Annotated in this window: 16 protein-coding genes; 3 read left to right on the forward strand and 13 right to left on the reverse strand. The window is 68.9% G+C overall.

All coding sequences use genetic code 11. The features are described from left to right. Positions 1-306: 306 nt before the first annotated feature. The 8 genes from iolD to IT306_25905 all read right to left on the reverse strand — a co-directional run bounded on the left by iolD (position 307) and on the right by IT306_25905 (position 12,728). Positions 307-2,172: a 3D-(3,5/4)-trihydroxycyclohexane-1,2-dione acylhydrolase (decyclizing) gene (iolD, locus tag IT306_25870; protein ID MCC7371869.1), complete on the reverse strand. Its 1,866-nt coding sequence runs from the start codon at positions 2,170-2,172 to the stop codon at positions 307-309. A 55-nt stretch (positions 2,173-2,227) separates the two neighbouring features. Beyond that, complete coding sequence (locus IT306_25875; GenBank protein MCC7371870.1) at positions 2,228-3,088, reverse strand: amidohydrolase; 861 nt, start codon at positions 3,086-3,088, stop codon at positions 2,228-2,230. Between the two features lie 486 nt (positions 3,089-3,574). Then, positions 3,575-4,999, reverse strand: a complete 1,425-nt coding sequence (locus IT306_25880; GenBank protein ID MCC7371871.1) for a glycoside hydrolase family 5 protein — start codon at positions 4,997-4,999, stop codon at positions 3,575-3,577. Positions 5,000-5,031: 32 nt separating this feature from the next. Continuing rightward, complete coding sequence (locus IT306_25885; GenBank protein MCC7371872.1) at positions 5,032-6,549, reverse strand: gluconokinase; 1,518 nt, start codon at positions 6,547-6,549, stop codon at positions 5,032-5,034. Between the two features lie 76 nt (positions 6,550-6,625). After that, positions 6,626-9,007, reverse strand: a complete 2,382-nt coding sequence (locus IT306_25890; protein MCC7371873.1) for a fused MFS/spermidine synthase — start codon at positions 9,005-9,007, stop codon at positions 6,626-6,628. 3 nt (positions 9,008-9,010) lie between these two features. Beyond that, on the reverse strand, positions 9,011-9,583 hold the full coding sequence (locus IT306_25895; GenBank protein MCC7371874.1) for a methyltransferase domain-containing protein: 573 nt from the start codon (positions 9,581-9,583) through the stop codon (positions 9,011-9,013). Between the two features lie 118 nt (positions 9,584-9,701). Next, entirely contained in the window at positions 9,702-10,925 is a 1,224-nt protein-coding gene (locus tag IT306_25900; protein MCC7371875.1) for a hypothetical protein, read from the reverse strand. Positions 10,926-11,282: 357 nt separating this feature from the next. After that, positions 11,283-12,728: a glycosyltransferase family 2 protein gene (locus IT306_25905; GenBank protein ID MCC7371876.1), complete on the reverse strand. Its 1,446-nt coding sequence runs from the start codon at positions 12,726-12,728 to the stop codon at positions 11,283-11,285. Positions 12,729-12,966: 238 nt separating this feature from the next. Here IT306_25905 and IT306_25910 point away from each other — a divergent pair, with 238 nt between their 5' ends. Together IT306_25910 and IT306_25915 are read left to right on the forward strand one after the other, a co-directional pair. Beyond that, entirely contained in the window at positions 12,967-13,956 is a 990-nt protein-coding gene (locus IT306_25910; GenBank protein MCC7371877.1) for a flippase-like domain-containing protein, read from the forward strand. After that, positions 13,953-15,284 (forward strand): glycoside hydrolase family 1 protein, encoded by a 1,332-nt coding sequence (locus IT306_25915; protein ID MCC7371878.1) that lies wholly within the window; start codon positions 13,953-13,955, stop codon positions 15,282-15,284. Before IT306_25910 ends, IT306_25915 begins: the two co-directional genes overlap by 4 nt. Positions 15,285-15,477: 193 nt before the next feature. On the opposite strand, the gene IT306_25920 is transcribed toward IT306_25915, so the two are convergent. From IT306_25920 to IT306_25935, 4 genes are all read right to left on the reverse strand, one after another. Further along, positions 15,478-16,479 (reverse strand): aldo/keto reductase, encoded by a 1,002-nt coding sequence (locus tag IT306_25920; GenBank protein ID MCC7371879.1) that lies wholly within the window; start codon positions 16,477-16,479, stop codon positions 15,478-15,480. A 97-nt stretch (positions 16,480-16,576) separates the two neighbouring features. After that, entirely contained in the window at positions 16,577-17,719 is a 1,143-nt protein-coding gene (locus IT306_25925; GenBank protein MCC7371880.1) for an amino acid ABC transporter substrate-binding protein, read from the reverse strand. Between the two features lie 413 nt (positions 17,720-18,132). Then, complete coding sequence (locus IT306_25930; protein MCC7371881.1) at positions 18,133-19,059, reverse strand: ABC transporter permease; 927 nt, start codon at positions 19,057-19,059, stop codon at positions 18,133-18,135. Continuing rightward, on the reverse strand, positions 19,060-20,010 hold the full coding sequence (locus tag IT306_25935; protein ID MCC7371882.1) for an ABC transporter permease: 951 nt from the start codon (positions 20,008-20,010) through the stop codon (positions 19,060-19,062). A 396-nt stretch (positions 20,011-20,406) separates the two neighbouring features. On the opposite strand from IT306_25935, the gene IT306_25940 reads away from it, so the two are divergent. Beyond that, entirely contained in the window at positions 20,407-22,215 is a 1,809-nt protein-coding gene (locus tag IT306_25940) for a hypothetical protein (GenBank protein MCC7371883.1), read from the forward strand. A 204-nt stretch (positions 22,216-22,419) separates the two neighbouring features. Here IT306_25940 and IT306_25945 read toward each other — a convergent pair whose 3' ends face one another. After that, the gene (locus IT306_25945; GenBank protein ID MCC7371884.1) at positions 22,420-24,537 is read right to left on the reverse strand and encodes a beta-galactosidase; all 2,118 of its coding nucleotides are present in this window, start codon (positions 24,535-24,537) and stop codon (positions 22,420-22,422) included. Positions 24,538-24,545: the final 8 nt, after the last annotated feature.

Genomic DNA, 24,545 nt, shown 5'->3' on the forward strand with positions numbered 1-24,545 from the left:
GTCCGTCGCGCAGCGACGGTGTGACTGTAGGCGGGGACTTCAGTCCCCGACCGCCCGTTCCATGATGCTTCGGGTACACCAACGATCGTGCAATCGCCCTGATGAGGCTACTACTCCACCACGCAGAAGGCGGCGTCGTACCCGTCATCCCGAGCGGAGCGAGCGTGCGAGCGCAGGCGAGGGATCTTCCCCTGGACACCCCTGCGAGGAAGATCCCTCCGCTCCGCTCGTTCCTCGCGTAGCTTGCCCTGAGCTTGCCGAATGGGGTCGGGATGACACACCCGTCACATCCAGTATGGTAACGTCCTACTCGGTGCCGAGGAACAGCCGCTCCTTCGCCCGCATCGGCTCCCACTCGCGGCGCTTCTGCTGCACCTCGGGCATCGCGCTGACCTCGGCTACGGGCACGTCCCACCAGGAGTCGTAGCCAGGGACACCCTCAAGGCGGTCGTTGCGGATGTAGATCACCGTTGTGCGCGTGTTCGTTTTCGCCGTCTGGAGCGCTGTTACCACCTCGTCGTAGGTGTAGCAGCGGATCACCTGCGCCCCGAGGCTCTCGGCGTTGGCGGCGAGATCCACCGGCAGGCGCTGAACGTGGTCGGCAAGCTCATCGCCGGGCAGGCTGCCCTCGTGCGGGAAGGCGTAGCGCGTGCCGAAGCCGCTCTGCCCGAGCGACCGGCTCAGCGCCCCGATGCTCTTGTACCCGTCGTTGTCGAGCAACACGATGGTCAGCTTCATGCCCTCCTGCACCGACGTCACGATCTCCGAGGAGAGCATCAGGTAGCTGCCATCCCCGACCATCACGTAGACCTCGCGGTCGGGCGCAGCCATCTTGATCCCGAGACCGCCGGCGATCTCGTAGCCCATGCAGGAGTAGCCGTACTCCAGGTGGTATTGCTTCGGGTGGCGGGTGCGCCACAGCTTATGGAGATCGCCAGGGAGGCTGCCGGCCGCGCAGACCATGATGGCATCGTGGTCGCCGTGCTCGTTGACCGCGCCAATCAGCTCGCCCTGGCTCGGCAGCGGCTGGTGACGGATGCCGTAGATGCGCTCAACCTCCGCCTCCCACTCGCCGTGCAGCGCTTCGGCCCGCCGGCGGAAGGCCGGCTCGACGCCGTGCCCGTCGAGCAGCGCGCCCAGCTCGTCCAGCGTGGCGCGGGCATCCCCGACCAGCATCAGCGCGCCGTGCTTGGCGGCGTCGAACTCGGCCACGTTGATGTTGATGAACCGCACGTCCGGGTTCTGAAACCCTGTCTTCGAGGCCGTGGTGAAGTCGGAGTAGCGCGTCCCGATGCCGATGACCAGGTCGGCGTCAGCGGCGATCCGGTTGGCCGCCAGCGTGCCGGTCGCGCCGATGGCCCCCAGGCAGAGCGGATGGTCGAAGCGGAGACCCCCCTTGCCGGCCATCGTCTCGCCGACCGGAATGCCCGTGGCCTCAACGAACTGGCGCAGGGCGTCCGTCGCCTCGCTGTAGATCACGCCGCCGCCGGCCACGATCATCGGCCGCCGCGCCGCGCGGATCCAGGCGGCGGCGCGTTCGAGGGCGCTCCGGTCCGGCCGATTCCGCCCGATGCGCCAGACCCGCTTGCCCAACAGCTCGGTCGGGTAGTCCCAGGCTTCGGTCTGGACATCCTGGGGCAGCGCCAGCGTCACGGCCCCGGTCTCGGCCGGGCTGGTCAGGGCCCGCATGGCGGCCGGCAGCGCCGTCAGCAACTGATCCGGCCGATTGATCCGATCCCAGTAGCGGCTGACCGGCCGAAACGCGTCGTTGACGGAGACGTCCTGCGAGGCCTCGAACTCCAACTGCTGGAGCACCGGCCCGACGTTTCGCCGTGCGAAGATGTCGCCGGGCAGCAGCAGGACCGGCAGGCGATTGATCGTCGCCGTGGCCGCGCCGGTGACCATGTTCGTCGCGCCCGGCCCGACCGACGACGTGCAGACCAGGGTCTGGAGGCGGTTCCTGGTCTTGGCGAACGCGGCGGCCGTGTGGACCATCGCCTGCTCGTTGCGGGTCTGGTAGTAGCGGAACGACGGCGACTGCTGGAGCGCCTGCCCGATCCCCGCGACGATGCCGTGCCCGAAGATGCCGAAGCAGCCGGCGAAGAACTGCTGCTCGACGCCGTCCCGCTCCACGTACTGCTGCTGGAGGTAGCGGATCAGCGCCTGCGCCATCGTCAGCCGCACCGTCGCGGTGGTCATGGTCGTGCCCCTCTGCGGCCTGAGTAGCTCAGCCTGAGGCTGACCCGTGCCGCTCCAGCAGATCGTACAGGCTGTCGCCCAGGATACGGCGCAGGTCCGCCGATGCGATGAAGTCGCAGTGGGTGCGGACGGCCTCCAGCGCCTGCTGATAGGTCATCGCCTTGCGCAGGACCGGGTAGTCCGAGCCCCAGTGCAGCCGCTCTGGCCCGAAATGCTCGTACAGCGCCTTGACGACCGGTCGGCAGGCGGCGTGCGGAAAGTCCCACCCGACAGGGTTCAGGTAGTGGAATCCGGAGAGCTTGACGTGGATGTTCGGCAGCGCCGCCGACTTCACGATCTCCCGCAGTCCCTGGCCGCCGTCCGGCCCCTCCGCGAGGCGCGCGCCGGCCATGTGATGGCAGAGGAAGTGGAGGCTCGGGAAGCGCTCGGCAAGCTGCCGCAGGACTGGCTGGAGGCGGGCCGGCATCGCGAAGCTGGCGATCTGGTTCAGGTCGACGGCGGCCTGGAGAAACGCCAGCCCTTCGTCGGAAAGGTACCAGGAGCCGTCGTCCTGCGGATCGAAGTAGTGGGTGAACCCGCGCAGGCCGTAGCGGTGGACGGCCTGTCGCAGCCGGTCGGCGGCCCCCGGCTGGTGGTACGTCTCCCACCAGCGGCAGTCCACATCCGCGAACTGGTAGAGCCGATCCGGGAATCGGCGGGCCTGATAGGCGATGTAGTCGTTGTTGTCCGGGTTGTGCTCGATCCTGGCGCAGATCACCACGGCCTTGTCGACGCCGTTCCGATCCATCTCCCAGAGCAACTGCTCGATGGTCCCGCGCGACTCGGGGTCGGGGACGGGCGGCTCGTAGGGCCAGTAGCGCCAGGCGTGGCAGTGCGAATCGACGATCATGAGAGGACTCCGCGCCGGTGTCGGTTTCCGGGTGTCCGGTCGAGTGTACCCCGCATCCACAACTCCTTCCCTCAAGGGCAATGGGCTGGACACGTTCGCACACGGCCGTCGTTGCGAGAGTCGGTACTTCATGCAACGCGTGCACGACGCAATGGTCATCAGCTTGCCGCGCACGCGGCCATCGTCGCGGGAACGAGCAGCTTGTGCAATGCGTGCAAGACGCAATTGTCATCCTGAGCGTGGCGAAGGACCTCACCCGCTGACCATCACGTGTCGCGCCAGCGGGTGAGATCCTTCACTTCCCTCGCAAGCTCAGTCCGTTCAGGATGACATGGGAACTCGCATGACGACCTGGAAGCTTGCACAACGACACGGGAACTTGCACGACGACCTGGGAACTTGCACGACGACCTGGGAACTTGCACGCTAGATGCTGACCCGGCTGTCTGTGGCCCGGTTGCAAGCGTGGATGCGTTCGTCAGGTGCTCAGGGGCAGGTCAGGCGAGGTCTCAGTACCGCCAGCAGCTCCTCGCGCGGCAGGCACTGCTTGAACGCGAACGACTCCAGCGCCCGGTCGATCTCCGACTCGGATAGCCCCTCGAAGCGGCGGGCGTAGGCCGGCTGCATCAGGGCGGCGATGTGCCCGGCCAGGGCGGCCTGCCCCAGGTAGCGCTCGGCGCCGGCCGGATCGACGCTCGGATCGTCGATGGCGTTCTCGGCCAGCCGCGCAAGCTCGCGAACGAGATCCTTGGCCGGCGTGGACGGCAGCCACTGCATCCAGAAGTCCACCGCAAGCTGGCGCTTGGCCTCGTGGACCGGCTTCAGCCGCTGCATGTACTCGGAGCGCGGGTCGAGGTGGACCCAGCCCATGACGCCCACGTCCTTGTAGACCCAGGTCGTCCAGTGGATGCCCCGCTCGTTGAAGATGTCGATCTGATCGGCCATCGCCTGCATGCGGTACGGGTTCTCGTCGGGCGGGCCATTGTAGATCGAGCCGAACTCGCCGACCCAGAGCGGGACGTTGTGGCGCTTGCTGAAGACCGTGCCCTCGGCCTCGTCCACCCGCTCGATCTGGTAGGCGCGGTCCCAGTACCCGCCGATCAGCTCGCCAGGGTACGGCCCCGGTCCAAAGCCGGCCCGGGTGTAGTTGTGGCTGCTGTAAACGAGGTTCGGCGCGAACGGCGCTTCGAGGCCGTCGAACAGGCGGCTGTAGTAGTCGCCCTCCAGGAAGATGATGTGGTCCGGATCGATGGCGCGGATCGCGTCGACCACCCGCCGATAGAGCCGGTTGATGTTCGGCCAGTCGGGCGTGTAATCGTCGCTCAGGCGGCCGTCCGAGACGTTGCTGACCGGCTCGTTCATGACGTTGTAGCCGGCCACGTACTCCTCGTCGCGGTAGCGCCGCGCGAACTGCTCCCAGAGCGCCACCCACCGATCCTGAAAGTGTGGATGCTGCCAGAACAGCGAGTGGCGGTTGGCGTTGTCGCTGTGCCAGTCGGTGTTCTGCCACCCCTGGACGGCGTGCAGATCGAGGATGACGTACAGCCCGTACTTCGCGCACCAGCGGATCGCCCGATCCAGCCGCTTGAAGCCGTCCTCGACGTACTGGAACGGTGCGCGGTCCTGCTCGAAGTGGCGGTAGTTGAGCGGCAGCCGCACCACCGTCGCGCCGCACTGCTTCATGAAGACGACATCGTCCTCGGTGAAGAAGTGATCCAGCAGCCGCTCGAAGAAGAATTCGGCCTTGGCCGTGCCGAGCATGCTGGTGATGGCCGACCGCAGCCCGTGCTCCGAGCCTGGGTAGCCGTTGATGAAGTCTTCCATGTTCATCCAGCCGCCGACGCACGTCCCTCGGAGCGCGATCGGCGCGCCGCTGCTCTCGACGATCTGACCACCGGTCACGCGTAGCATGGATCCTCCCTGTGACGCATGGATCCTCCCTGTCAGGCCGGCTGCTCGTCCACCACGAGCCGCTGGTAGAAATGCCGGTGTCGCTTCTGCGCCCGCATCAGCAGGTCGTGCGACTCAGGATCCGGCTGGTAAGTGCCCTCAAGCGTGGTGGGCCACGTCTCGACGTTGTCGATGGCGCCCAGCCGCTCAAGCGCCAGCAGCGCCGCCCCGCGACTCGACGCCTCGCGCTCGCCGGAGGCCACCAGCGGCCGGCCGATGGCGTCGGCCACGATCTGCGCCCAGGCGGGAGACTTCTGGAGCGCGCCGCCCGTGGCAATCGCCTGCTGTGGGGCCGGCAGCTCGCTGGTGACGATGCCGTACATCAGGGCGAAGCGCAGCGCCACACTCTCCAGGCCCGCTCGCAGGATCTCGATGGGCTTCGTGGCCTGGGTCAGCCCGAGGATCGCGGCGCGGGCGTGGGCGGCGTAGCCCGGGCCGCGCTCTCCCGCGATGAATGGCAGGACCGTCAGGCCGTGGCCATCGGCGGCCATCTGCGAAAGCTGCTGCTCGGTCTCTTTGCCGGACGGCAATTGCAGCGTCTCGCTGAGCCAGGCGAACAGGTTGCCGCCGTTCGAGTCGGCGCAGCCCAGCACGAAGCGGTGCTCGTCCACGCGGTAGCACCACGCGCCCCAGGGGATCGGGGTGCGCTCGCCGCGCCACGCCACCCGCAGGGAGGCCGAGGTGCCGACCATCAGGGCCATCCGCTCCTGGGTCACGCAGCCGCTGCCGACGTTGCTGACCGCGCCGTCGCCGACGGCTGGCAGCCACTGGGATTCCGCCAGGGCCGGCCACCGCCGGGCGTACTCGTCGCGCAGGCTGCCAACGGCCACGCCCTGGCCGGTCAGCGGCAGCAGCCGGCCGGGGTCCAGCCCGATGGCGTCCAGCATCTCGTCATCCCACTTCTGGGCGTTCTGGTCGAGCAGGCCGGTGCCGGAGGCCATCGAGACGCCGCAGACCGAGCGATCCAGCAGCCGCAGATGCAGGTACTCCCCGAACGAGACCCAGCGCCGGGTGGTCTTCCAGGCATCGGGCATCGTCTGCTGGAGCCAGAGCATCTTGGCCGGCCAGTAGCTCCAGTGGAGGAGGCAGCCGGTCCGGGCGTGGACCGCCCGCTCGTCCAGGCGTGACCGTAGTTGCAGCATCTGCTGGCGGGCGCGAGAGTCGGCCCAGAGCAGCAGCGGGGTGGTCGGGCGGTGCTGCGCATCGACGCCCAGGAAACTGTGCCAGAACGTGGAGATCGCCACGGCGTCGATCCGAAACGTCCCGCCGTGAACGGTCGCCAGCACGGCCAGGGTCTTGTCGATCAGGCCGAGCGTCGTGTCCAACACCCGATCGGCGTCGAGCGTGGCGGCCCCGGCCGCGGTCGCCTGGAGCGGCGTCTCGGCGGACATGCCGGTCCCGCGCACGTCGCGCCCGCGCCGGTCGTAGATCTCGGTGCGGACGGAGGTGGTGCCCACGTCGATGGCGAGAACCAGGGGCGGCTCTACGTTCTTGAGCGTGACAGACGGCATCGTCGGTGTCCTTCGAGTCGGCAGTAGGCGGGGCGAGTGAGGCAGGGGATTGGGGGCGCGGCGTCAGACGCCGGTATCAGCGGCGGCGCGGCTGGGCCGTCGGGGTTGGCCGCTGGCGGGCAGGCTCCTGGAGCCCCTTGCGTGGGCCGCTGTTCGACGAGAACTTCGTGGAGTATTCCAGGCGAGGGCGGTCGTCGGTGATGATCTGGCCGGGGCCGACGCGCGCTTCAAGGGTGGCGCGGTCTGCGACGTACATCTTGCGGACGTCGTCGCCGGAGCGGATGTTCACCTGTGACAGCGCGGCCCGGGCGATGGGCTGCTGAAACAGGCGATCCACCCAGGGCAGTGCCGGGTCCAACGGCTGGTCCGACCCGACCAGCAGGCTCCCGTCGAACCAGAGGCTGACGTGCGGGAACGCCTGCAGGAACGTGCGGATCATCAGGTTGTGATCCTCGTCGGGCAGATCGCGGTTGACCCACTGCAGCATCAGGCCGCCGGGGTTCAGCGAGCGGCGCGCCAGCCGGTAGTACTCGATGGAGTAGAGGTTCGTGCTGCCGGCGTGGGTCGGCCAGATCGCATCGGCGGTGATCACGTCGTAGGTGTGGCCGCCGACCAGCAGGTGGTTGCGGCCATCGTCCACCAGCATCGTGACGTTCGGGCGCTCGGTGACGGCGTAGTTCACGTCGCGGAACCAGTCCGCGCCCCGCACCACGCTCTGCGACAGCTCGACCACGGTGATCTGTGCGCCGTCGTAGCGGGTGGTGGCCCCGGCCGTCGCGCCGCCGCCCAGGCCGACCACCAGGACCTGCTTCGGCTGCGGGTGGAGCAGCATCGGCAGGTGCCCGAGCATCCGGTGGAAGAAGACCATCCAGTCGGCGTCGTTCGCCTGGTGATGGTGGTTCATGTACATCGCCAGGTGCTCGTCGCGGTCACGGGTGATGGTGACGGTCGTCTCCAGGCCCTCTTCCGACCAGAGGATCCGCTCGCCGGGGAAGCGGGCGGCCAGCAGGTCGGCGTAGGCGCGCGGCGCGGCGGCTCCCAGTACCCCGACCACCAGCAGGCCCACCAGCGCCGCCGACAGGCGCGTGCGCGTCGGGGTCCAGGAGTCGGCGGCGAGCGTCAGGACGGCCGCCAGCACGTTGAGGCCGGCCAGCAGCGTCAGGGTGAGGTTGCTGCCGAGCGTGGGCACGAGCAGGAAGCCGGCTGAGAGCGCCCCGAAGATCGCGCCGAACACGTTGGCGGCGTACAGCGAGCCGAGCCGCTTCCCGACGCTCTCGCCGCCGGCCGTGAAGAGGGTCACCGCCAGCGGAAAGCTCATGCCCAGGAAGAGGGCCGGCGGGAACATGGCGGTGAACGCCAGCACGCCCATCGCGAAGATCGACGGCCCCTCCTCGGTCGCAAACCCGAGGGCCACGAGCAGCGGCTCCATGCGAGCCAACGCCTGGAGCGCCAGCAGCGAGCTGACAGCTACCAGTGCCTGGAGCGCCACCAGGGCCAGCGGTCCGTTCTTCGCACGTCGGAGGAACGGGCTGACAGCCGCGCTCCCGAGGGTGATCCCGAGCAGGAACGCCGCCAGCATCACCGTGAAGGCGTAGGTGGTGGTCTCCAGGAACAGCACCAGCAGGCGGGTCCAGACGACCTCGTAGGCCAGCGAGCAGAACCCGGAGACTCCCAGGAGGAACGGCAACAGGCGAAGCAGCGTCGGCGGGCAGCGTACGTCGGCTGTCGCGGCGGCGTGCGGCGCGTCGGCGGCCTGGGCGGGCTGGGCCGCCTGCCGGCTCACCAGCACCGAGAGCAGCCCAGCGACGACGTTCAGGGCGGCGGCGGTCCCAATCGAGCCGCGCACACCCAGCTCGCCGATCAAGAGGAAGCCGGCTGCCAGCGTGCCGACGACGGCTCCGAACGTGTTGATGGCGTAGAGCAGGCCGATGGCCCGGCCGCCGTCGTCGCGCGATCCGAGCGCGGCCTTGACCACCAGCGGGAAGCTTGCGCCCATCAGGGCGGTTGGCGCCAGCAGGACGGCGAACGCGATGGCGAACCGCAGCACCGGGGCCAGGGCGCTCCCACCGACGGTCCGGTACAGCGGCCCGTAGACCTCTTGCAGGCTGGCGAACGCGATGGGTGTCAGCAGGCCGGTCACGCCGATCAGGATCTCGACGACGCCGTACCAGAGCAGCGGCGAGCGCACCCGGTCCGCCACGCGTCCGGCCACGTACCCGCCGAGCGCCAGCCCGGCCATGAACGCCGCCAGCACCGTGGCCGTCGCGTAGGCGCTGACGCCGAACACCAGCGCCAACTGTCGCTGCCAGAGCACCTGGTAGATCAGGCCGCTGGCGCCGGAGAGCAGGAAGACCAGCAGGAGCAGGCCGAACGCGCCCGAGGTCAGACTGATGGCGGGCAGGACGCGGGCAGGAGCCAGCGGCGCGCGGGCCTCGGCCTCCGAAAGCGATGACGACATCGGCTAGTGGGTGGCCCCGCCGACGTGGCACGTGTAGACGACGGCCGGCGGCAAGTTCAGTAGCACCGAGCGGTAGTGGACGTTGCCGAACGCGTCCAGCAGGAACGGCCGGAGCATCTTCGAGTACTGGTAGCCAACCATCAGGCCGTGGTCGCCAAGGCTGCGCCGGGCCGCGTCGAGGATCGAGCGGATGAGCGGGGGCGGCAGCAGCGAGTAGGGGATCCCCGATATAACGGCGTCGACGCGCGGCCAGCCGGCCTCCCGGGTGAGCACGTCGATCTGCTCCGCCGAGGCTTCCAGGACCGTCAGCCGTGGGTCAGGGTACTCGCGGCGCAGGTGTTCCACGAACGTCGGGTTGGTGTCGATGGCCAGGAGTTTGCCTTCGGGGTGCAGCGCCTCGAGGATCGGCCTCGTGAACACCCCGGTGCCCGGACCAAGCTCGGCGACAAAGCGTGCGCGCTCGAAATCGATCTGGCCAAGCAGCTCGCGCGTCAGAAAGCGCGAGCTCGGCGTGATCGAGCCCATCTCGCGCGGGTTCCGCATCCACTGCTTGAGGAACTGAAGACGGGACTGCACGGCCGGACTCCGTTCGGGGCGTTCAAAGGGGAGCGGGCCTGCCCGGGGCAGGAGCGCGCTCCCCGCGCGGAACGGCGGCAGTATATCAGTCCATCGGGCCGAATCTGTGAGCGCGGGGCTATCCCCAGGGGGTCTGGCTTCGCAGAATCAGATCGGCGACCCCTGTTGCCAGCGGCGCGCCGACCGCGACGACGGCCATGATCGCGCAGCGACGCTGGGATGGCGCGAGCAATGCCGCCGCAACCGTCTCCGCAAGCCGCTCGCCGGCCAGCCAGCAGAGCGCGCCGGCGCCCGCTCCGAGGATCGGCCCGAGCACCGATCCGAGCACCGGGCCGGGCGACGGCCAGATCAACTGGCAGCACAGCCCGAAGACGGCCCCGGCCAGTCCTGCCGCGACATCGCGCCGAGCCGAGACCCGCCCGACCCCGAGCCACGCCGCCACGGCCGGCAGGAGCGGGATCGGCGCCCAGCAGACGTAGTGCGTCAGCGGGATGCCCAGGCGGGTGGCCGTGCCGCAGTCGCGCAGGGCCGAGGTCACGGTCCAGAAGGCTGCCAGCAGCAGCAAGAACCGGGCGCGCGAATCGAGCGCCCGCAAGACGCCCACGATCAGGCCGGCCCACAGACTCCCCAGCACGACGAACAGGGCGTTGGTACGCACGAGCTGCCAGTCCAGGTAGATGCGAACGGTGTGCTGGTACTCGGCCTGGGCCTGGAGCACCGGGGTGGCCGCGATCAGCCGCACCTTGTCAACGGAGTGGTTGTTCAGGAAGGGCCCGAGCATCGGGCCAGCGGAGAACCCCAGCAGCACCAGCGCCAGAAACGCCCGGGTCCACCAGCGGACAGGCCGCTCCTTCCCGAGCGCCAGCCGCGCCGACACGAACCCGAACGCCGCCAAGGCCCAGCCCCAGCCGATCATCGCATGCGGGGTTGACCAGCGGGTCTCGTCCAGGCCGAACGCGGTATGCCAGACGGCGTCGAGCGCGGCCCCGAGCGCCAGCACCAGCAGGCCGGCCGCGACGAGCAGCAGCGGTCCGGGAATCCGGATGGGCAAGAGCGGCACGCGCCACGCCTCCCCGAACGGGCGGCGCAGCCGGCGCACCGTCAGCAGAGCCAGCACCAGGCCGCAGGTCAGGCCGGTCGTCGCGTAGACGAGCAGGTGGGGCGCCGAGAACGGCGTCTCGAACCGATTCCGGATGTGCCAGGAGGCATCCCAGGGCAGCCCGACGCTCACCGAGACCATCATGGTCCAGAACGCCAGCCACATCACGACGGCGGCGTCTCGTGCCTCGGAGATGCCACCCGCGGACCGGCGTGGCGTCGGCTCAATCGTCGCGGTTGCCATCGACTCCTGCCGCATCGGTCAGCACACGGTTGCGATCGTCAGCCCGGGCGTCCGCCCGCCGGGACACATCCCGACTGGCGGCTGGGAAGACCTTGCGATGTTGAACGCCGACATCGTAGCGGTTCTTGCCACTACGTGAAAATACGACAGACATCTCGGTCAGAGAGCTGTGTCGGCACTGCGACACTGCTGTCTCAAAGCTCTGCCGCTGCGCCCGTCCTGCCAGGGAGTCTCAGGCGAGCGGCCACGCCTCAGGCCGCCGCGAGGCGCTGCGACCGGGCTGATGCGCCCGACGCCCGCGCGCTCGCCGCCGTACCCGATGAGAGTGATGAGAGTATCGCGGTGCAGGGTGCGTTTCTACCGTGCGAACTTCGGCGTCACCTTGTAGCCAAGGCCCCGCCCGAACAGCAGCCGCGTGTGGGCGTCCAGGGCCGGCAGGCAGGTCAGCACCAGCGTAATCACCGGCATCAGCGCCCACCCGATCAGCTCGCCCAGCCACTCCCCGAGATCCTTCGGGCCGCCGCGCAGCATCAGGTCGATGGTCGCCGCGATGATGATGAACGGCAGACAGAGCGAGAGCAGGAAGCCGCCCGCCGAGATCAACGCCGCGCCGTCTGGTGAGGCCACGATAGCCGGCGCAAGGAACGGCAGCGCCTTGGTCCCGAGCGTAATCAGGAACCAGTGCGTGGGCCAGGTCAGATGATCCTCGATGAACCCGATGGTCGGGCCGAGCGGCACCCGGACCCCGCCCTGCCCGAACGCGCCGCGCACCACGTATGGCACGTCCGACGCACCCCAGGCCCAGCGTCGGATCATCTGGTAGTGGGCAACAATGGTTTCCCAGGGGGTCGCGCCCTCGGCGGCGTCGCAGAGAACGGGCAGGTAGATCGGGCGGACGCGGGCGCTCTCGCCGACGTGCTGGAGCACCTTGAAGCAGATCCGCGAGTCCTCGCAGATGACATCCACATCCCAGTAGCCCACCCGATGCGCCAGGGCCAGCGGCAGCGAGTACGTGGACTGGAGCACCAGCCGCGAGCCGAGGGCCAGCCGCGCCAGCGACCACGCCGAGTAGGCGCTGTTGGTGGCGCGGAGCGGCGGGGGCAGGCGATCCAGGTTCGCATGGAAGAAGAGGGCCGGCTGATAGAGACGGTCGGCGTGCTTGGGATCGGAGAGATGGGAGTAGGCCAGGGCGCTCAGGTACTTCGAGTGGAGCCGTGAGTCGGCGTCGCAGATGGTGACCAGCACGCGGTCCACGTCGATGCCGCGTCGCCGGAGCAACGAGCGGGCGCGCGGGGCCGCCCAGGCCAGATTGGACGACTTGCCGGCGACCTCGCCGGGCTGGATCTGGTGGAACAGCGCCCACATCTGCCCGAACCGCGGCCGGTAGCGGGCCAGCAGGCGCGCCGAGCGGGCTGCCGCGCCAGGATCGCGCGCCTCGAAGGCGAGGACGACGGCGATCTGCTCGCGCGGAAAGTCCTGCGCGGCCAGATGGTCGAGCGTCTCGGACAGCACCGCGTCCTCTTCTCTGTAGGTCGGGATGATGACGAGATGGTGCAGTTGGTCGACGCCGCTCTGCTGCTGCACGAGGCCGTGCCAGTCGGTGCGCTCAGATCGACGCAGCCGGATCAGGCTGACAATCGCTCCGAAGCCCAGCATGGCTGAGCGCATCAGCCAGTAGGCGTTGAATGCGAGGACCAGCCACGCCAGAGCCAGGGGCGCGACCACGGCGCCCCAGACCGGGAGCGTGACCAGCCCCCAGGTGCCGAGACCGATCGCTTTCGGCAGGAGATTTGCGCGTGCCATAGTCGCCCCCAGACGGCGAGCCAGAGATGGATTCCGTCACGCACAATGCAGAGACGGTGCCACGATACTCTGGAAGGGTCTGCGGCCGGGACAGGTGCGACGGACGCCCGTTACAGTTTGCCGGCTGGCGCAGATCGGCGCTCCCGAGGCATCCTCCGATCCAGCCGGCCGTCGTTCTCTTTCTAACAGACGCCTGGCCGAGTCTGGGACCATTTTTGCAGGGGCGCAGCCACCGCTCATGGGACGTTTCCACCGCCTGCTGAATCACCGTGCAGTTCGGCTCGCCGGTCCGGCCCTCGGGCTGGGATGCTCGGCGGCTTTCATCTCCCGCCTTGACTTCAACGAGGTCGGAAGCGCGTTCAGCGGGATGGCGCTCTGGTGGATGATCCCGGTGCTGCTGTTCGGTTGTGTCAACCTCTGGCTGCGGGCCGTGCGGTGGGGCGTCCTGTTGGCCCCGGCCGCGCCCCTGCCGACCTCTCAATTGCTGGGCGTGGGCATTTCGGCGGCGCTGGCCGGCCTCGGTCTGCCGATGCGCGGAGGCGACGCGGTCAAGGTGTTCCTCGCCGTGCGGCTGCCGGGCGTCAGGCTGACCGACGTGGCGGCTGCTGAGCTGCTGGAGCGGCTGGTAGACGGCCTGATCTTCGGGACGTTCATCACGGCGGCGGCCTTGCTGGACGGCGTGGACGGCTGGCCGTTGACGCTCGGGATGGGCGCGATGGCGATCTACCTGCCGACGCTGCTCGCCATCCCCATCGCGAGCTGGTATCTCGGCAGGCCGCCGACCGACGCTGCCCAGACGGCCCCCGTCTGGAGCCCACGCCGTCTGCTCGATCAGGCGGCCGGCGCGGCCCATCGGCGGGGTCCGCGATTGCTGGCGCGCGCCGCGCAGCTCTCGGTGCTGGCCTGGGCCGCCGAAGCCGCTGCCTACTACTGCCTGCTGGTCGCCTTCGGCTGGATCACCACACCGACGATCCCGTTTGCGGCGGTGGGCGTCGCCAACTTCGCGTTCGCCGTGCCCGGTGCGCCAGCGGGCGTCGGCACGTTTCACATGCCGGTCAGCTCGCTGCTGGTGGACAGCTTCGGCGCAGAGCCGGGGCTGGCCGCCGCCTACGTGGTGGTGCTGCACCTCGCCGTGCTGGCGCCGGTCCCGCTGGTCTGGCTGCTGCTGGCAGCCCGCCGCCGCTGGCAGGCCGTCACGGTACGCGTCATGCATCTGCGGACGCCGTGAGTACCGAGCAATCTCGTCAGCTTCCTGCGCCGCGCATCTTTCCGGCCGGCTTCCTGTGGGGATCGGCCACCGCTGCCCATCAAGTGGAAGGCAATAACGACAACAACGACTGGTGGGCGGCCGAGCAAGCTGGACGCGTCCCGTTTAAGTCCGGCCTCGCCTGCGACCACTACAACCGCTTCGACGAGGACTTCCGCATGCTCGGCGGCCTCGGGCAGACGGCGCATCGCCTCTCGCTGGAGTGGAGCCGGATCGAGCCGCGCCCTGGCGAGCTGAGCCATGAGGCACTCGACCACTACCGCAAGGTGCTGGAATCGCTGCGGGCGCACGGCATCGAGCCGATTGTGACGCTGCACCACTTCTCGAACCCGATCTGGTTCGCCGAGCGTGGCGGCTGGCTCAATCGGGAGGCGGTGGGCCGCTTCGCACGGTACGCGAAGCGCGTCGTGCACGAGTACCGCGATCTCGTCCGCTACTGGATGACGATCAACGAACCTGGGGTCTACGCCTCGCAGGGCTGGATCCTCGGCCTCTGGCCGCCGAACCGCGCGAACGACCTGCGCGGCTGCTTCACGGCGATGCGGAACCTCGCGCTGGCGCACGGCCGGGCCTACCACGCCATGAAGCAGGCGCAGCCGGATGCGAGAATCGGTGTGGCGCACCACTGGCGGCTGTTCGACCCGGACGATCCGCTCCGACGCTCGGATCGTCTGCTGGCGCGGGCGCGGAATCACTGGATGAACCAGGCGTTCCCGATTGCGCTGCGGACCGGCCGGCTGGTCCCGCCGCTCGGCACTGGCGCGAGGATCCCCTGGCTCGCGGATACCGAGGACTGGGTCGGCGTGAACTACTACACCCGACAGGTGGACCGCTTCGAGCTGCGGGCGGCCCGGCTGGGCTTCGGCCGCGAGCAGTTCCACGAGGTCGAGCGCAACCAGCTTGGCTGGGAGATCTTCCCGGAGGGGCTTGAGCGGGCGCTGCTGGCAGCCGCGCCGCCGTCCAGCGGGCGCGAGGTGATGGTGACCGAGAACGGCATCCCCGAGCCTGACGGCCAGGACGAGCTACGGCCCCGCTACCTGATCCGCCACCTGGAAGCGTGCCACCGGGCGATGCAGGCCGGCGTCAACCTGCGCGGATACGTCCACTGGACCAGCATGGACAACTTCGAGTGGGCCGAGGGCACGGCGGCGCGCTTCGGGCTGGTCTACGTGGACTTCGAGACGCAGGAGCGCCGCCCCAAGCCGAGCGCCTACCTGTACCGGGACATCATCCGCCGCAACGGGCTGAGCAGCGAGGATCTGGCGCAGCACGGCGTGTCTGGACGGTAGGGAGGGAGGCCCTCACCCCCCGACCCCTGGACCAGGCCCTCACCCCCCGACCCCTGGACCAGGCCCTCACCCCCCGACCCCCTCTCCCTGTGCGCGGGAGAGGGGGAGGCACGACAGTCGCGCGTGTCTCCCCCTCTCCCGCGCACCGGGAGAGGGGGTCGGGGGGTGAGGGCCTTCTAGACTGCGGACGAGACTACGCCACCGGCGGTAGATGGTGCCGGCCGGGGACCACGTCGGTCTGGCCGGCCGCGCCCTTCAGGATCTCGTCGATCTCGTCGAGGGCGCGCTGTGGCAGTGCGAGGTTCAGCGCCTCGACGTTCTCCTCGATCTCGCGGGGCGAGCGGCAGCCGGAGAGCGCCACCGAGACGGCCGGGTTCTTGAGCACCCAGGCCAGCGCCATGCGTGGCAGTGTCGTGTTCAGGTCGGCGGCCACGGCAGCCAGCTTGTCCACAACATCCAGGTTCGTCCCCAGGTTCGGCCCGAACAGCCGCTGCCCGAACAGCAGGCCGTTCCGCCGCCAGTCCTTCTCGTCGAAGGCGTTCTCGCGGGGCAGCGTGCCCGTCAGCAGCCCGTGCGCCATCGGTCCGTACGCCATGATGCCGACGCCGATCTCCTGGGCCGTGGGCATCATCTCCCGTTCCCAGCGCCGGTCGAACATGTTGTAGCCGACCTGGTTGGCGCAGATCGGCGCGAAGCCCTTAGCCGTCCGCAGCTCATAGGCGGTGAAGTTGGAGACGCCGATATGCCGGGTCTTCCCCTCGGCCTTGAGCTCTTCGAGCGCCCGCATCGTCTCGGCGATGGGCGTCTCAGGGTCGGGCCAGTGCATCAGCAGCAGGTCGACGTGATCCGTGCCGAGCCGCTTCAGGCTCTCCTCGTTGATGCGCTTGATGGTGGAGTAGCGGCCATCGAACTTGGCGGTGAAGGTGACCGGATCCCAGGTGATCCCCACCTTGCTGACCAGGATGATGTCGTCGCGGCGGCCGGCCAGCGCCTTTCCGAGGACGATCTCGGAGCCGCCAAAGCCGTAGTTCGGGGCCGTGTCAAACAGCGTCACGCCGAGATCCATCGCGCGATGGACCGCCGCGATGACCTCGCTGTCGTCGGTGCTGCCGTAGCCCGGGTTCCCCATCTCCCAGCAGCCGAAGCCGATGGCCGAGACCGTCAGCCCGGTGTCTCCCAACGCGCGGTATTCCACCTGGATCCTCCGTGCGGCAGCGGTCAGTGCTGCCGGCTTACCAGCCGTCGATGCTAGCACGGTCGGCGCGGCCGATGCTGGCCCGACGGTGACGCGGTCAGCGGAGGGCGATGCTGCCCGTAGCGACCTCGCGCGGCCAGACGATGACCTTGCGGCCTGACTGCAACTGCACCGCCACCACCTGATGCCCGATCTGCTGGCCGGTACGCGGATCGGCGCGAAAGCGGCCGTAGAAGGTGCTGGTGTCGAGGGCAGCGGCCGTTGCGCGCACGGCCTTGTCGTCCAGCGAGCGGGCCACCCCGATGCAGTGACCCGCAATCAGCCCGGCCGCGTAGGTCTGCGCGGCCGGATAGTCCGGCGCAGTCCCGAAGCGCGCTCGGAACGCTGCCGCGAACGCCGATGACGTCGGTCCGATCTCTGGCCGATCCTGGAGTGTCGGCTCCCACTGGCTCGGACCGTAGAAGCCGTCCGCGTCTGCCCCGAGCGCATCCGCAAACGCCTGGACGCCGGCCGCCACCAGCCCGACGACGGCTGCCTGGACGGCCTGCGCCCGCAGTGCTCGCGCAAACGCGATGTCGGCCTCGGTCACGCCAGCCCCGAGGATGATGTCCGGCTCAAGATCGGCGATCTGCCGCACGAGCGCGCGGAGTGGGTCAGGCTCCTTCGGGTAGGCCGCCTGTAGCACCACCTCGAGGCCCAGCCGTCGTGCGTGCGCCTCCGCACCGCCAATCACCGCTGCCGGAAACGTTCCGCGTGCGCCGTAGACCAGCGCTACCCGCCGGATCGGCCGGTGGGCGCTCTGCACCGCGATATCCAGCAGTGGCGCGAAGTAGGCGGTGGCCGGCGAGAGCAGGTTCACGACGTGCCGCCAGCCCCGCGCGACCATCGCGTCGGACGAGCCGCCGTGGTTCCAGAGGGTACCGTCCTGCTCGGCGGCCACCTCGGCGGCAGCCAGCGCCAGGACGCTGGAGTACGGCCCACACAGCAGATCGACGCGGTCCTCGCTGATGAGGCGGCGCGTGTTGGCGGCAGCGTCAGCCTGCCTGCCACTGTCGTCGTAGACGACCAGGCGGATCGGCCGTCGCGGCTCGCCTGGCTCGACGATGATGCCGCCTGCCTTGTTCCCGTGCTCGGCCCACAGCGTCAGGCCGTCATGCGCCTGCCGCCCCTGCACGGCGAACCGGCCGCTCAGCGAGAGGCTCGCGCCGACCAGGATCGGCTTTGGGGACGACTCCACCATGCCCCGATGGTAGCCCACCTGCGAACACGCGCCCTGCACGCACTCGGCGACGGCCAATGCTCAGTAGCAATGCTCAGTAAGGACGAACGCGATCCCCGTGCTGTGCGCAAGAAGCCGTGTCATCCTGAACGGACCGAGGAACGCGGGACGTGAAGGTACCTGAAGGGCCGCGCGAACGTGCTGGACTATACGTGTCATCCTGAACGGACCGAGGAACGAGGAACGTGAAGGATCTCACCCGCTGGCCGTCAACGTTCGCGTCGGCGGGCGAGGTCCTTCGCAAGCTCGGGACGACAGCGCAACAGAGGAACTTCGACGCGATGCTCGGCGCTGCCGATCTGCGCCATGTCGCTCTTGTCCGCGGCTCAACCGGTGTGCGGCTGAGGGCGGGGTGACCGGCGTCTCCCAGTTCGTCAGTCGCCGCGCCGCGACATCCGGGGATCGAGCGCCGTGCGGAGGCCGTCGCCCAGGAAGTTCAGCCCGAGCACCGTCACGAAGATCGCGCCGCCGGCCGCTATCGCCATCCACGGCGCCAGTTGGAGCACCTTGTAGCCGTCGTTCAAGATCGAGCCCCACGAGGGCGTGGGCGGCAGGATCCCGACACCCAGGAACGAGAGCGACGCTTCGACGATGATGGCCGAGCTGACCGACAACGAGGCCTGCACGATGATCGGCGCGGTGGCGTTCGGCCAGATGTGGCGGAACATCATCCGCAGCGGCCCCGCACCGAGCGTCCGCGCCGCGAGGCAGTAGTCCAGTTCGCGGATGGTCAGCGCCTGGCTGCGGATCAGGCGCGCGAAGAGGGGCGTGTAGACGATGCCGATGGCGATCATCGCGTTCTCGATGCCGGCTCCGAGCGCGGCAGTGATCGCCAGCGCCAGCACCAGCGACGGGAACGCCGAGATCGCGTCCATCACCCGCATGAGGATGTCGTCGACCAGCCCGCCGACGTACCCGGCCGTCAGCCCGACCAGTACGCCGCCGAACAGGGCCACGCCAATCGAGATCAGGCCGACGATCAGCGAGACGCGTGAGCCGTAGATCACCCGTGAGAGCACGTCACGTCCGAGATCGTCGGTGCCGAACAGGTGCTTCGCGGAGGGCGCATCGAGCGTCGCCAGGAGATCCTGGCGCACGGGATCCTGCGGTGAGATGAGCGGGGCCGTGAGCGCCATCGCCACCAGCAGCAGCAGGACGCCGAGGCCCAGGCCCGCGCCGCGCACCTTGAGCAATCGCCGCATGAAGATGCGAAAGCCACGGAGCCGGGTCGAGTCTGCACGGCCGGCCGGCACGACCGGTACGCCAGCCGTGGACTCGGGGAGCGAGGCTGCCTGTGCCATCTAGTCGTACCTCACACGCGGGTCGAGCACGCCGTACAGCAGGTCGGTGATCAGGTTCGAGAAGAGGATGGCGGTGCCCATCAGCAGCACGACGGCCTGCACCACGGGGAAGTCGCGGTAGAAGATGGCGGCGACGGCCAGCTTGCCCATGCCCGGCACCGAGAAGATCGTCTCGATCACCACGGTGCCGCCCATCAGCCGGCCGACCTGCACGCCGACCACCGTGATGACCGGGATCAGGGCATTCATCAGGGCGTGACGGAGCACCACCGCTCGGGTGTTCAATCCCTTCGAGCGAGCCGTGGTCACGTAGTCCTGGTTCATCACTTCGAGCATGGCGCTGCGGATCTGGCGCATCAGGACGGCCGCCAGACCCGTCCCGAGCGCGAACGCCGGCAGCAGCATCAGCCTGAGGGACTCACCAGGGTTCTCGGTGAACGGGACGTACCCGCCAGCCGGAAACCAGCGCAACACCAGGGCGAACAGCAGGATCAACAGGATCCCCAGCAGGAAGTTCGGGATCGCCACACCCGAGAGCGCCAGCGTCGTGCCGATCACATCGAGCCACGAGCCGGGCTTGACCGCCGAGATGATCCCGATGGGCAGCGCGATGATCAGCGCGACGATCATCGACATCAGGGCGAGCTGCACCGTTGGGGAGATGCTGGAGCCGACAAGCTTTGTCACGGGCTGCTGGTAGTGCGCCGAGTTCCCGAAGTCGCCCACCAGCATCTTGGAGACCCAGCTCACATACTGGATGGGAATCGAGCGGTCCAGGCCCAGCTCGGCGCGGATCGCCTGGTAGGCGACGGTGTCGCGAGCGCGCTCCGGCCCGAGGATCGCCAGGGCCGGATCGCCCGGCAGCAGCAGGATGATGCTGAAGGCGATGACCGAGACCAGCCAGACGACCGGGACCATCAGGATCAAGCGCCGAATGACGTACATCCACATCGCCGGTCAGCTCACAAGGCGCCGTGCCAGATCGGCCGGCGCAAATGGCAGGTACGCCATGCGTCTCTCTCCACGATGACGAGACTGATCCGCCAGCAGTGGCGGTCATAGGCTGCGCGATCTAGACGACGATCCGCTGAGCAAGAGCTACCCAAGAACTACCGACGTGGCAGCATGTCCTCGCTGAATCGATGGTAGGGACCGGCCGCGCGGAACGTCAAGGCACTGGAGCGGCCTGCTGGGGAGTTCTTGACACCGGACGAGGGGACCGTTACCGTTCGACGGAAGCGGGCACGAGGCCCGTTGCGAGCGCTGTCACCCGGCGGCACAAACGATTGTGGCATACCCGGGCGGCGTCTGACGATACGAAGGGCCAGGCACAGTGGAGGTGCAGGCATGTTCAGGTCGTCGTCGACCATCTCTCGTCGAACGATGCTCAAGTTCGGGCTGATGGCTGCCGGAACCGGTCTGCTGGCAGCCTGTGGGCAGCAGGCTTCCGCGCCGGCCGGCGGCTCCGCGCCAGCAGCGGCCAAGCCGACGGAAGCGCCGGCCGCTGCGAAGCCAACGGCTGCCGTGCAGGTCGTGGTGCCAACGCCGGCGCTGGCGGCGCCAGCAGCCGCCAAGCCTGCCGAAGCCGCGAAGCCCGCCGAGGCGGCCAAGCCGGCGGAGGCCGCGAAGCCAGCCGAGGCGGCCAAGCCGCAGGCGAACGCCAACATCAAGCGTGGCGGCTCGATGAAGCTGCACCGTCAGAACGAGTGGCCGACACTCGATCCGCACACGGCCCAGACCAACAGCATCGACATGGTGCTGACCTACGACTATCTGACCCGCCTCGATCAGAACCCGCAGACCGGGGCCTGGGAGGTCAAGCCGGGGCTGGCCGAGTCCTGGGAGCTGCCGGACCCGCTGACCGCCATCTTCAAGCTGCGGAAGGGCGTCAAGTTCCACGACGGCACGGACTTCAACGCTGAGGCCGTCAAGTGGAACCTGAACCGGATGATGACGCACCCGAAGTCGTCGGCGAAGATCTCGACGGCCGGCATCGACACGGTCGAGGTCGTCGATGCGAACACCATCAAGCTCAAGCTGAAGACGCCCAGCCCGACGCTCTTCGTGAACCTCTCGGCGGACGCCGACAACGTCGGCGGCATGATGTCCCCCACCTGGGCCGAGAAGGTTGGCGATCAGGGCATCGCGACGGGGTCCGTGGGCACGGGGCCGTTCAAGCTGACCGAGTACAAGCCGGGCAGCCAGGTGGTCTACCAGAAGTTCGACCAGTACTGGAAGCAGGGCGCGGATGGGAAGCCGCTGCCGTACATGGACGAGGTCGTCTGCAAGTATCAGCAGGACTGGAACGCCGCCCTGGTGGCGATGCGGACCGGCGACTACGACCTGATCAACGGCGTGGCTGGACGCGATGTGCCGACCGTCGAGTCCGATCCGAAGCTGCAGATCACCCGGATGCCGTGGAACGCCACGATGTACATGATCGCCTTCAACGCCCGCCCCGGCGCGCGCTTCGCTGGCGACGGCATGAAGAAGGTGCGGCAGGCGGTCAACTACGCCATCGACCGCGAGGCCCTGGCGAAGGCGCTCGGGGCGGGCATCGGCGAGGCCAACTACTACCACCTGGTGCCCGGGCAGATCGGCTACAACGACAAGCTGCCCAGGTTTGACTACAACCCTGACAAGGCGAAGCAGCTTCTGGCCGAGGCTGGCATGCCGAACGGTTTCGAGGTGACCGTCGATATCATCTCGCGGCCCGAGGACCAGCAGAACGCGCAGGCCTACCAGCAGATGCTGGAGAAGGTCGGCATCAAGATGACCATCCGCCCGTCCGAGCGCGTGGCCTGGGTGCAGAAGACGCTGGCCGGCGACTTCGAGATGGGCACGCTGCTCAGCGGCGTCCGCCCCGATCCCGACATCGTGCTCGGGTATCGGTTTGCGGACAAGGGTCCTGGCAACTACATGGGCGTCAACAACCCGGAGCTGGAGAAGCTGTTCGACGCCGGCCGCACCACCTATGAGCTGCCGAAGCGCCAGGAGCTTTACGAGAAGGCGCAGGAGATCGTCGCCGACGAGAGCTACGTCTGCTTCATCTGGCGGCGGCAGGGCGTCATCGCGACGCAGAAGTCGCTGAAGGGGTGGCAGCCGCCGTTCGGGCAGGCCCTGGTGATGTCCACCGAGCTGTGGATGGACAAGTAGGCTGACGAAACCCCTCACCCCCAGCCCCTCTCCCTCAAGGGGAGAGGGGGGCGGAGTGAGAGAACCGCTCGTTCCCAGACTGTGAGACCCGCACACAGGGGACGGGCCGCCGGCGTCCTGCTCGTCTCCCCTCTCCCCTTGAGGGAGAGGGGCTGGGGGTGAGGGGGCATCTGCCGGTGAGGGCCGTCCCCTGGGCGGCTTCGGCTACCGCAGCTCCAGAATCGCGCCGTCGCGGCCGTCCAGCCAGACCGTCACCGTCTGGCCGTTCACGGAGGCCGTGCCCTCGCCCCACCGTGGCCGCACGGACCAGTATGGGCCGTGCCGCTCGCTCAGCTCGACTTTGACGCTCGTCGGCCGGCGGCTGTGGTTGAGCACCCAGAGGAACGTCGAACGGCGGCTCTGGTGCAGACGCGCCACGACCATCCGGGCGTCGCTGTCGTGGTCGGTGGTGACCGTCGTGTGAGGGTCCACGCCGGCCCACTCGGCCAGCGCCTGGAACGCCAGCCCCGGCTGTCGGTACTGCCCGTACCCGACGAACGTGCCGATCAGACGCGTTCGTCCGCCGCCAAACTGGTGATCCACCACCGCGACCTGGCCCTCGGCGTACCGCCCGGCCGCTGGCCCGGCGTAGACGCCGGCCGCTGTGCCAGTCGTCGGCTCGTAGGTCTGGAGGAAGCCGCCACCGGGCAGGGTGTAGTCGCCAACGGCGACGGTCAGGCCGTCGAGCAGGTCGGGCGTGAACTCGACGTGGGCCTCGCTCGCCCCGAACAGCTCGTCCAGGCCGTGATTCGGCTGGATCGTGCCGACGTGCCCGTTGTCCCCGAAGTAGCCCGGGCACCCTTCCGAGATCAGGGTGCCGCCGCGCGCCACCCACTCCTTCAGCCGCACGGCCACTGACGCGGGCAACATCGCGGGCATCGGCAGGTAGAGGATGTCGTACTCGTCGATGTGGTCGATCAGCACCCAGTCGGGCTGAAGGCCGATCTCGAAGAAGCCGCTGTACGCGCCGCGCGCGCTCTGGGCGTAGAGGTCCGTGCTGCCCTGCTGGGCGTAGCAGAACAGTTGCGACTCCGGCACCACTACGATGCCGATCTCGCCGCGCACCGGGCGGCCGGCCCACAGATCGGCCTGCTGCGGGCTGGCCGCCCACTGCGCGATCTGGCAGAGCATCTCGGAGCGGGGCGTCCGCGAGCCGTCCATGCCGTAGGCGCCGAACGCGCCGAACAGCGGGCCGTCGAGGAGCGGCCGCCAGCGCGGGTAGAGCAGCCCCGTCGCGCCGCCAGCAAACGAGGTCAGATTCCAGAGGCGGATGTCCTCAGGGTCGGTGATGCGGCCATCTTCGCGCTCCCGCCCGATGACCTGGGGCTGCATCCAGAGCGGGCCGGCCTGGGCCTCGGCGTGCCAGAACGGCTTGCCGCGCGAGCCGGCCCGGACCACGTCCACGGCGTGCCACTGCTTCCAGGGCTGGTTGCCGCGCCGTGAGGCGACCCACGTAAAGCCGTAGGTCGAGACCTCGGAGGCGGCCCGCCACTCGTGGCACGCGCCGTCAGCCATGTTCGAGATCGAGAGCGCGACGCCGTGCGCCGTGACCGGGTGGACGCCGTCGAGGGACCGGATCAGGTCCGCTCGCCAGCGCATCAGGCGGTAGGCGTTGTCGATGCGGAACTGGAGCCAGTCCAGCACGTCCGGGTATGGCGCGAGCGTGCGCGGCGGCTCGGCGTCCTCCCAGGATGCGATGCTGTACCGTCGCCAGGCCTGGGCCAGCGTGCGAACCTCGCCGTACTTCTGCTGGAGCCACGCGCGGAAGCGCGCCGCCGTGGCCGGGCAGAAGCAGTAGGCGGGCGGGATGTTGCACTCGTTCCAGATATCGTAGCCGCCCAGGCCCGGGTGCTCGCGGTACCGCTCGACCAGCGCCCGCAGGAACCGTTCGGCCGCCTCGCGGACAACCTCGTTGTCGAGGCAGAGGCCCGGGAAGCCGCCCACGGCGCAGGAGTGGCTGTAGGTGCTGTGCGCCTGCTTCCCGTCCTTGTCCGTGAAGCGCGCATGCGCGAACTGCCGCCAGGCCCACTCCGGCGCTGCCGTGATGAACTCGGCGATGACCGTGCTGATGCCGTTGGCGGCGGCAAGATCGAGCTGCCGATCGTAGTCCGCCCAGTCGAGGACGCCCGGGGCAACCTCGATGGCGCTCCACATGAACCAGTGGCGGAAGATGGTGCTGCCATCCTCCGCCGCCAGCTCGTAGTCGCGCGCCCAATCCTCGGCGGGCGGGTTCGACTTGCGGAAGTAGACCGCGCCGTACGGGAAGGCCGGCAGCTTACTCATGCGAACAC

Source organism: Chloroflexota bacterium (assembly GCA_020850535.1).
In the GTDB taxonomy this organism is placed as follows: Bacteria; Chloroflexota; UBA6077; order UBA6077; family JACCZL01; genus JADZEM01.

Coding starts and splice junctions, on each gene's coding strand:
- iolD (MCC7371869.1), bottom strand. CDS start 2,172: ATGGCGCAGGCGCTGATCCGCTACCTCCAGCAGCAGTACGTGGAGCGG.
- IT306_25875 (MCC7371870.1), bottom strand. CDS start 3,088: ATGATCGTCGATTCGCACTGCCACGCCTGGCGCTACTGGCCCTACGAG.
- IT306_25880 (MCC7371871.1), bottom strand. CDS start 4,999: ATGCTACGCGTGACCGGTGGTCAGATCGTCGAGAGCAGCGGCGCGCCG.
- IT306_25885 (MCC7371872.1), bottom strand. CDS start 6,549: ATGCCGTCTGTCACGCTCAAGAACGTAGAGCCGCCCCTGGTTCTCGCC.
- IT306_25890 (MCC7371873.1), bottom strand. CDS start 9,007: ATGTCGTCATCGCTTTCGGAGGCCGAGGCCCGCGCGCCGCTGGCTCCT.
- IT306_25900 (MCC7371875.1), bottom strand. CDS start 10,925: ATGGCAACCGCGACGATTGAGCCGACGCCACGCCGGTCCGCGGGTGGC.
- IT306_25905 (MCC7371876.1), bottom strand. CDS start 12,728: ATGGCACGCGCAAATCTCCTGCCGAAAGCGATCGGTCTCGGCACCTGG.
- IT306_25910 (MCC7371877.1), top strand. CDS start 12,967: ATGGGACGTTTCCACCGCCTGCTGAATCACCGTGCAGTTCGGCTCGCC.
- IT306_25925 (MCC7371880.1), bottom strand. CDS start 17,719: ATGGTGGAGTCGTCCCCAAAGCCGATCCTGGTCGGCGCGAGCCTCTCG.
- IT306_25930 (MCC7371881.1), bottom strand. CDS start 19,059: ATGGCACAGGCAGCCTCGCTCCCCGAGTCCACGGCTGGCGTACCGGTC.
- IT306_25935 (MCC7371882.1), bottom strand. CDS start 20,010: ATGTGGATGTACGTCATTCGGCGCTTGATCCTGATGGTCCCGGTCGTC.
- IT306_25940 (MCC7371883.1), top strand. CDS start 20,407: ATGTTCAGGTCGTCGTCGACCATCTCTCGTCGAACGATGCTCAAGTTC.
- IT306_25945 (MCC7371884.1), bottom strand. CDS start 24,537: ATGAGTAAGCTGCCGGCCTTCCCGTACGGCGCGGTCTACTTCCGCAAG.